Origin of the sequence: Cryobacterium sp. MLB-32 (genome assembly GCF_000738085.1) — a bacterium.
In the GTDB taxonomy this organism is placed as follows: domain Bacteria; phylum Actinomycetota; class Actinomycetes; order Actinomycetales; family Microbacteriaceae; genus Cryobacterium.
Map to the genome: position 1 here is coordinate 1 of NZ_JPRS01000248.1, position 8,174 is coordinate 8,174.

Consider the following 8,174-nt stretch of genomic DNA (forward strand, 5'->3'; position numbering starts at 1 on the left):
TTCGACGAGATGGGGCTCTTGTTCGCTGCTGGACACATCGATCGAATCGACGGTACGCTCCGGGGGCATGTCCGCATTGAGAAGTGGCGGCGCCAGTTGCCGTCTCGCGTCCTCGAGTTCCTGTAGCCGTACTTGTGCTGGAAAGTCGTGACGGATGTCAGCATTTGGACCGTAGGCCCGTGCTTGCAGGCCCCGCAGTTCATCGTCCTGAGCCACCCCCATACCGAATATCCTCTCACCAACCACTCCGACGCGTCGACCGGCCCCGGAATACCGACAGCACGTCTCGGAAGAGGAACCTTCTGCGCGACGGGTTCAGTATCTCGGAGTCCCTGTGGTTTTCGGGAATGGTGATGACCAGAGCAAGGCTGTGGTGACCATTGGACCGGCCGGCCCGGCCTTCGCTAGGATCAACACAATGTTCAGCTTTATCGTCGCCTTTAACTAACGGTCCTGCGACCCGCCCCTCGCAGCTCTCACGCACCGACCTGGGCAGGTCTTGTCGCGCCGTTCTCCGGCGCCTGACCCTGATTTACCTCACTCCCCGCTGAGCTGACGGCATCGCCTCGCTCGCGGACAAACTCTTTTGGAGACGTCGTGTCTGTTGCTGAGCCCTCGTACTGGAACGCCCTGAGCCATCCCCACCTCGCTCGCTCATTTGCCCCCAGCCTCCTTGGCCGACTCTCGCTGGCGATGTCTGGACTCTCGCTCGTGCTCCTCCTGGAACGAGAGACCGGGTCGTTCGCGATTGCCGGAGCTGTCACCGCCGTCATGGGCGTCGCGAATGTCATCGCCACACCGTGGCGGGCCCGCCTGATCGATCGGTACGGTCAAGCGCCCGTGCTCGCACCCCTCGGAGTGGTCCACGGCGTCGCCCTGCTCCTGTTCATCGTCAGCGCATCAGTAGCGCTGCCCGCGCTGCTCGCGCTCAGCGTCGTCGCCGGCGCATTCTCGCCGCCGATGGGAGCGACGATGCGGGTGATCTGGGGGCGGGCATTAGCGCGCGGCCCACACCGCAAGCGCGGATTCAGCCTGGACGCGGTCAGTGAAGAAGTGATGTTCACCGCCGGCCCCCTCGTCGCCGCGGTGCTTGCCGCCGCATTCACTCCCGCCGTGTCCCTGGCCGTGTCCGCCGCCGCAGTCATCATCGGCACGATCACATTTGTGGCCAGTCCCCTCTCCCGCCAGCAACGAGGTCTCCGCACATCGCGCCACACGCCACAGCCGGGAGCCGTGGTCGTCACGCCCATGCGCACCCCCGGATTCCTGATCATCGCTCTCGTCCTGGTCGTGCCGGGCATCATGTTGGGAGCGGTGGAGATCGCTGCCCCCGCCATTGGGACAAACGAAGGCAGCATCATCCTCGCTGGTGTTTTGCTCGCCCTCTTCGCCGGGGGAAGCGCCATCGGAGGACTCGCCTTCGGCCGGCTCGAGGTCAAGCTCTCACTGCGCAGACAGATTCTCGGGCTGGCCAGTGCCATGCTCGCACTGACCGCGCTCGTGGGCCTTATCCCCGGACAGGCTGTCCTCCTGATCGGGTTCGTGCTGATGGGTGCACTCCTGGCCCCGCTGATGATCTCCGGGTACCTCGCCGCCGACGAGCTCGTCGACCAACGAGCCCAAACCGAGGCCAGCAGCTGGGTCAACACCGCCATCAACACCGGCGCGGCCCTCGGATCAGGACTCATGGGAATCTCGGCCGACATCCTGCCAGCCAGCGGTGCCCTGATCGTCTGCGTTCTCGCCGGGGCCGGAGTGCTCCTGGCCTGCCTCCCGAAACTACTCAGGAGGTGACCCACCACAGAGCAACACCGAATCGTGATGTGCCACACCCACGTGAATTCGCCAACCGCCTATGGGACAAAGAACTGAGGTCTGGTGCTGGCTGCCGCTCGCTCGGACGCGCTCAGAGGTAAGTGCTGAAGAACGTGACCGCATCGTCTGCGACTTCCGGCCGTAGGCCTGAGGGGTCGTCTCGATCGCCGAGAAATACGTAATGCCCGATATCCGGGCCGAGACTCTTGCCACGGGCCTGTGGCATAGAGTCCCGATAGACGAGGGCGTTGTCTTCTGGGGGTGTGTTGTCGTCGGCGTCACCCCACCGCACCAGTACCGGGGCAGAAATCTGCCGGAGGGATTCTGAGAGCAGGAGCCTTCCGATGGCGGGCGCCAAGAGGATGCCAGCCCGGACACGCGTGTCGGTCATGGAACGCGCACCGGTCTCCGCAAACGAGGTCAACTCGGCATCGGAGTACTTGCTGCGGAGCGTTGTGATCAAGTCGGGAAACTCCGGCACGTCCGGCGCAGAGACCTGTCCGTGAAACATTGCCTCCAAGATATGAACATCGATTTTTCCGCCGAGCAGTGCGGCGACGGTGTATCCGCCGAACGAGAACCCGGCCGCACCGATCTTGGTGATATCGATGTTCTGCTCGGCCACGAGGTGGTCGATGAGGAGGGTGATGTCCCGTGGTCGGTCCCAGGCGAACGCGAATCCTTCGGGGAGGTACTCGTCGTTGTAGCTGTTGCCTGGGTGATCGACCGACGCCACGAGGAATCCCGCGTCGTTCAACGGTTTCGCGAGCCAGTCCAGGTCTTCTCCTGCTCCGCCAGTGCCGTGTGACAGTACGACGACCGGTGCCGGCGTTGGCCTACTGGAGGGCCAAATTCGCGTTCTCAGTAAACGGGGTTCTGTCGGAACAGACCAGCTTGAACGCGAGTGGTCGAGCAGGTGCGTTGTCTGGGGGTTCATGCCCGAAGCCTAGTGTGACCGCTTTCGCACCTCGGTCCGCAAGCCGAACCCTGAGCGGTACGCCACAGGCCTGTCGCGTGCCAATTTGCTGTCCACGCAGGGGTACGGGTAAAGGTCTGCTCTGTTCAGGAAGCGGTGGCCGGCGACGTGTCGGGTAGCGCGACATCCGAGTGTGTCATTGCCGTCAGGTCGATGACGTAAGTGCCGATGAGTGCGATGGCCGCGGGGTCGATGGCGCCACCAGCGGGCGCGGTGTATTCATTGTTCATATCCCCAGTCAAACGGCACGGGCCGGACTCTGTCGTCCGCCTGCGGGTTAGATCCACTCATCCTTTGGGAGGAATCTGCAGCAATGTGCCGCTCACGCCCCATAGCGGGTTCTAGCGTTGGCATATGCATCCTGCTTCTAGTAATCGTCGCTGGCTCGTCGAGCCGCTAATTGGCCTTGGGCTCGTGTTGATCTGGACTGTTGGTTTCAGCACACCCGTGGTGAGCCTCGTCCCGATTCGCGGAGAAATGATCGGGTATACAACCCCATACGCGTTCGTGATCGTTGTCGGCTTCGCGGCCGCCGTCGCGCTCTCCCGCGTTGCAACCGGCACGTCACTTGTCCTGGTCGGCGTGCTTCTGGCCGCCCAGCTTCTCTTCTGGCCTGCTCGGTTCGGCGCGATCAGTTGGTCCGCGTATTTTATGTTGCTCGTCTTCGCCACACTCGTCGGGTTCCATGCAGCCCGGCGGATGCGAACGGGTGCGCCGTTCATTTTGATGCTTTACGCGGTAGGGGTGTCGGCCCTGCTGGTCCTTCCCCGCTTCAGCGCCACCAGCATTGATGGGTTGATCAACGGAAAACATCTGTCAACGGTTGCGCTGATCCCGGATCTCCTCGTTTGTGGCGGCGTGGCCGCCTGATCACCGTCGGCTTCTGGTACCTCGGGGTTCGGCTCCGATTGGCGAGCTCCGCTCTGCGGGCGAGCTGGGGCGACGCGGCGTCGCCGATTGTGAGCAACGCCCGACGAGTTCTGCTCCCACTACGCCCCGCGCTGGAGCCAGCCATCGCCGTCACCTTTTACGCGCTATGGATCATCGCAGAAGCCGGTCGTTCCGGCAGTTCGCCCTGGCCATCGTTTCCCTTCACACTTGGTCTTCTCGCTGCCTCGATTGCCGTCGCCGCGCATTATCCCCGGGTTGCGGTCGCGCTGCCTGGCGTCGTGCTTGCGATTCAACTCTTCGGGATTCCCGCCCGGTTCGGTTCGACGACGTGGCCGGTTTACTTCGCCGTTCTCCTCACCTGCTTGATCGTGAGTGCGACCGCAGATCGGCGCATCCGTTGGCTGTCTTTGCCGATCGTGGCCGGGTATGTCGTCGTGATTACGACGCTGATGACTGTTCCCGCCCTGTCCAACGGCGACGTCTGGACGTCATGGGTCGGCGCCGGAAATTCACGTGCCAACGTCGTCGGAAGCTTCGCGGGTGTCCTTCTCGTCGGTCTGCTCCTCACGGCAGCGGCCTGGTTCATCGGTTTTGGCCTTCGTGCATCGCAGTTGCAGCGAGCCGCCGACGCGAAGCTCGGCGCAACCGTCGACGAACTCCGCTCGGCAGAGATTGACCTGATCGTCGCGAGCGAGCGCGACCGCATCGCCCAAGACGTGCACGACATCATGGCGCATTCATTGGCCGTCATCATCGCGCAAGCCGACGGCGCACGGTTCATCGGCCCGCAACGGCCGGATGCGATCAGTGAATCCTTGGAACGAATCGCTGCATCCGCCCGCACGTCGCTGGTCGAGGTGCGAATGTTGATCGAGTCACTTGTCGAAGATCCTGACGGCCACTCGAATCCCACCCTCGAGAACCTGGATGACCTTGTAGAGCGGATGCGCGGGGCCGGCCTTACCATCACCGTCAACCGCTTCGGCGACCCCACCGTGCTCACGTCTGGACAGCACCTGGCGGTGTACCGAATCGTGCAAGAGAGCCTGACGAACGCACTCAAACACGCAGGAGCCCAGCCCGCTGCCCGCCTCACGCTCGATTGGCGCGGTCCAGGACTTGCCTTGACGATCGCCTCAACCGGGGGACCTCGGCCACACCCCGACTCGACGGTGCGCGGGCACGGGCACTGCCGCGGGCTCTACGGGATGCGCGAACGCGCACGCCTGGCTGGCGGCTGGCTGACCGCAGACGTGGACGATGAGGCACCGGGCGGCTATCTGGTCACCGCATTCGTACCCACAGCGTGCGTTGTCGAACAGGTAGGCGAGACACCAACGGATGCCTCCCTGCTGGCAGCAGAAGCAGGCTCGCGGTGAGAGCCATCCGTGTTGCCATTGCCGATGACCAGCAACTGTTCTGTTCCGGCATCCAGATGCTGATCGAGTCACAGCCCGACCTGCAGTTCGTCGGTGCCGCCTACGACGGAGAAGCCGCCATCGCCCTTGCTCGCGAGGCGCGTCCGGACGTCATGTTGATGGACATCCGGATGCCGCTGCTGGACGGTATCGAAGCGACTGCGCGCATCCTGGACGCCACCAACAAACCCGACAGTGACATCAGTGAACGCAGCCCCGACGACTGTGCCACCAGTCAGGACGCCCAGCCCAAGGTGATCATGCTCACCACTTTCCAACGCGATGAAGCGGTCGTTCGCGCAATCCGTGCGGGTGCAGACGGTTTCATAATGAAGGACACCACGCCCGAGTTCGTACTTGCGTCAATCCGCACGGTCTACGCTGGGCACTCCGTGATCGCACCCAGCGACACCGCCGACATCATCCGCGCCCAGACATCACAGCGACATCGGGAGCCAGCGGCCGAATCGATCTCAGCGCTCTCCGCACGTGAGAAGGAGGTCTTCCTGCTCGCAGCGCGCGGCCTCAGCAACGCGGACATCGCCCAGACTGCCTACATCAGCGAGGCCACGGTCAAGAGCCACATACGCAGCATCCTGGCGAAACTGTCACTCACATCACGCGTGCAGATCGTCGCGCACGCTTACGAGAACGGGCTGCTGCGCTGAGTCGCGCCTACTCGAGGCACGGCGCATCATTGCCTAGACCGACGATGAGCCTGGGCGCCCTGCCCGTTAGAGGGATGGCCACAGAGACAGATCTAGGCCACATCACCAGTCGGCCGAGCACGGCGATGCCGTGTCACAGGGGAACGTCCTACGGGACGCGCGCGGCTCCACGTTTCGGTCTAACCGTTGATCTAGCCCGGCCGAAGTGGCGGGGCGGGGTGTTTGTCCGGTCTGCGGCAGGATCAGCTTTGGTACAGGTCTGCCGTGGCCCTGGCAACGTCACGCATAACGGCTTGAGCCTCCGGCGGACCGGTGATGTGGAGGTGGGCACCGAATTGGAGCAGCTGCCGCACGGATTCCACTTGGTCGTAGATTACGGTGATCTCGACTTGTCCAGCATCAATGGGCTGGCTGCTGGCGAGACGTGTGCCTAGAAGCCGTTGCGCGAGGTCAAGCCTGTCCTTCTTCAGCGTTGCGGTGATTGTGATGGCTCCCAGGTCCTCTACCGCCGCGCTCAGATCACGGCTGACGCTAGCGAGTGTTGCGTTCGGTCGAAGGCGCCGAACCTCTGGCAGGACTTCCCAGCCCTCCAATCTTTCGAGCGAGTACAGCCTCGGCAGGCGGTCAACATCGGCGACCAGGTACCAACGGCCGGACTTCGCCATAAGACCGTATGGGTCAACGGAGTGCCATGAGGCAGCTTGCTCGGCACTTCTTCGATAGTGAATCCGCAACCGACTGCCCGACTGCAGGTTTCTGGCGAGTTCGGCGATGCCGGCAATGCGTGGCATCGGGCTGAACCATGGAGTGTTGTCGACAACGATCAGTTCAGACAACGGTAATTCCGGCTGGTGGCCGGGCGGCCGGCGGGCGGCGATCTTCCTGTGGGCGCTACGCGTCGTTGATTCGATGTCCAGTTGGCGCGCTTGCCCAGGGTCCAGGCCCAAAAGCTTCAGGGCGTCGACTTCAGCGGGGCTGAGCGTGGATACATCCAGCTGTGATCCCGGAAGGAGGACCACGCCTCCATATCGGCCTCGCTCGGCAAACACCGGGACATCTGCGTCTGCCAGGGCGGTGACGTCGCGCAGTACCGTTCGGACTGACACGCCCAACTGCTCTGCCAGCTCAGGTGCCGTCATGCGATGGCGCGTCTGGAGCAGCAACATCATTGAAAGCAGGCGTTGGGGTTTCATCTCACCAGTATCGACGAATACCAGACAAGGTCTGTCATGTATTAGTGGAAAGCTGGGCGGAGCCGAGAACGTCAACCAGGGAGATTCCATGGCAACACCAAATCTGTTCCTTATTTACGTCACCGATGTCGAGCGGTCCACCCGCTTCTACACAGATCTCTTCGAGATGGAACCTGTCACCATGACACCGCGATACGTCCCGTTCGAAGTAGCCCCGGGCGTGCTCTTCGCCCTGTGGTCCGGCCGCGGCGACACAGTCGCGACGGCGACGCCGCGAACCAGTGAGTTGGGGCTGATGCTGCCGGGATCATCAGCTGGAGTCGACGCCTGCTTTGCCGCGTGGACGGCCAAGGGTGCCATGGTGATCGAAGAGCCGCACGAAGACGTCTTCGGGCGCACATTCGTGGTCGCCGACCCGGATGGCAACCTCATTCGTGTCTCCCCGATCGACTGAAACGGAATACAAGCCCAGACTCCACGAAACAATTCTGGTATTCACGGGCAGGAAGACCTCACCTGACCGGTTGCCCGCTGGAGGGACCTCGAGCGCGACAGATCTAGGCCTCGCCAACCAACTGCCCAACACTCTGAGGCCGTGTCAGAGGGAAACGTCATACGGGACGGCCGGGATTGAGAAAGGTCCAACCGCAGGCGAGCAAGGTCACCGTGTTTGGAGCAACGATCTAGTCGCGGGGTGTCAGAAGTTCCAGCTGGGGAGTAGCAGGGCATCGTTCAGGCTGTGCACGGGTTGGTTCAACGCGGACCCTGTCGCTGCACGACTCATGCGCAGGGACTTGGGAAACGGACGTCCGCCCTGAGCGATATAGTCCTGCAAAGAGCTGGACGGGACGGCTGTGGCGTCCAGCCCCAGGCTCTGGGCTACTCGAACACCCACGTCGTGTGGAGAGAGCCATTCAGGGCCAACGGCATGGAAGACTCCGTTGGCGCCGGTTCGCGCGACCTCGGCCAATATCCCAACTGCATCGTCGGTGAAGGTCGGCGTGATGACCTGGTCCCGAAACATCGGGGTGATCGTGCCAGTGCGAAGCTGCTCGGCAATGCGGCGAACAAGGTCTGTTTTGCGTTCGGAGTGCCGTTGGTAGGGAAAAGACACGCGCACGATCGCCCATCCGACGTCAGCGTGCTTGATCAGGTCTTCGGCATCGCGTTTAGTGACGCCGTACCAGTCCGTTCGAGCGTCACCGTCATCGGT

General features: G+C 62.8%; 9 protein-coding genes. 5 read left to right on the plus strand and 4 right to left on the minus strand.

Features of this window, described 5'->3' with window-relative positions:
• Window positions 1-597 precede the first annotated feature (597 nt).
• Window positions 598-1,794 (plus strand): MFS transporter, encoded by a 1,197-nt coding sequence (locus tag JF66_RS16975; RefSeq protein ID WP_035879861.1) that lies wholly within the window; start codon window positions 598-600, stop codon window positions 1,792-1,794.
• A gap of 112 nt (window positions 1,795-1,906) precedes the next feature.
• Here JF66_RS16975 and JF66_RS16980 read toward each other — a convergent pair whose 3' ends face one another.
• Both JF66_RS16980 and JF66_RS23160 read right to left on the minus strand, forming a co-directional pair.
• Window positions 1,907-2,752, minus strand: coding sequence for an alpha/beta fold hydrolase (locus JF66_RS16980; RefSeq protein WP_081882471.1), 846 nt, complete (start codon window positions 2,750-2,752; stop codon window positions 1,907-1,909).
• A 125-nt stretch (window positions 2,753-2,877) separates the two neighbouring features.
• A complete protein-coding gene (locus tag JF66_RS23160) occupies window positions 2,878-3,021 on the minus strand; it encodes a hypothetical protein (RefSeq protein ID WP_156109873.1) in 144 nt (47 codons plus the stop codon).
• A 124-nt stretch (window positions 3,022-3,145) separates the two neighbouring features.
• On the opposite strand from JF66_RS23160, the gene JF66_RS16985 reads away from it, so the two are divergent.
• Genes JF66_RS16985 through JF66_RS16995 form a run of 3 tightly spaced genes read left to right on the plus strand, consistent with a single transcriptional unit; the run spans window position 3,146 to window position 5,768 of the window.
• Window positions 3,146-3,661, plus strand: coding sequence for a hypothetical protein (locus JF66_RS16985; RefSeq protein ID WP_156109874.1), 516 nt, complete (start codon window positions 3,146-3,148; stop codon window positions 3,659-3,661).
• A complete protein-coding gene (locus tag JF66_RS16990; protein WP_051973686.1) occupies window positions 3,640-5,061 on the plus strand; it encodes a histidine kinase in 1,422 nt (473 codons plus the stop codon). Before JF66_RS16985 ends, JF66_RS16990 begins: the two co-directional genes overlap by 22 nt.
• 56 nt (window positions 5,062-5,117) lie before the next feature.
• Entirely contained in the window at window positions 5,118-5,768 is a 651-nt protein-coding gene (locus JF66_RS16995; protein WP_051973687.1) for a response regulator transcription factor, read from the plus strand.
• Between the two features lie 242 nt (window positions 5,769-6,010).
• Here the strand turns inward: JF66_RS16995 and JF66_RS17000 are convergent, their stop codons facing one another.
• Entirely contained in the window at window positions 6,011-6,961 is a 951-nt protein-coding gene (locus tag JF66_RS17000; protein WP_035879867.1) for a YafY family protein, read from the minus strand.
• Between the two features lie 88 nt (window positions 6,962-7,049).
• On the opposite strand from JF66_RS17000, the gene JF66_RS17005 reads away from it, so the two are divergent.
• Complete coding sequence (locus tag JF66_RS17005; RefSeq protein WP_035879869.1) at window positions 7,050-7,415, plus strand: VOC family protein; 366 nt, start codon at window positions 7,050-7,052, stop codon at window positions 7,413-7,415.
• A 243-nt stretch (window positions 7,416-7,658) separates the two neighbouring features.
• Here the strand turns inward: JF66_RS17005 and JF66_RS17010 are convergent.
• A partial coding sequence (locus JF66_RS17010; protein WP_035879871.1) for a sugar nucleotide-binding protein occupies window positions 7,659-8,174 on the minus strand: 516 nt, incomplete at its 5' end.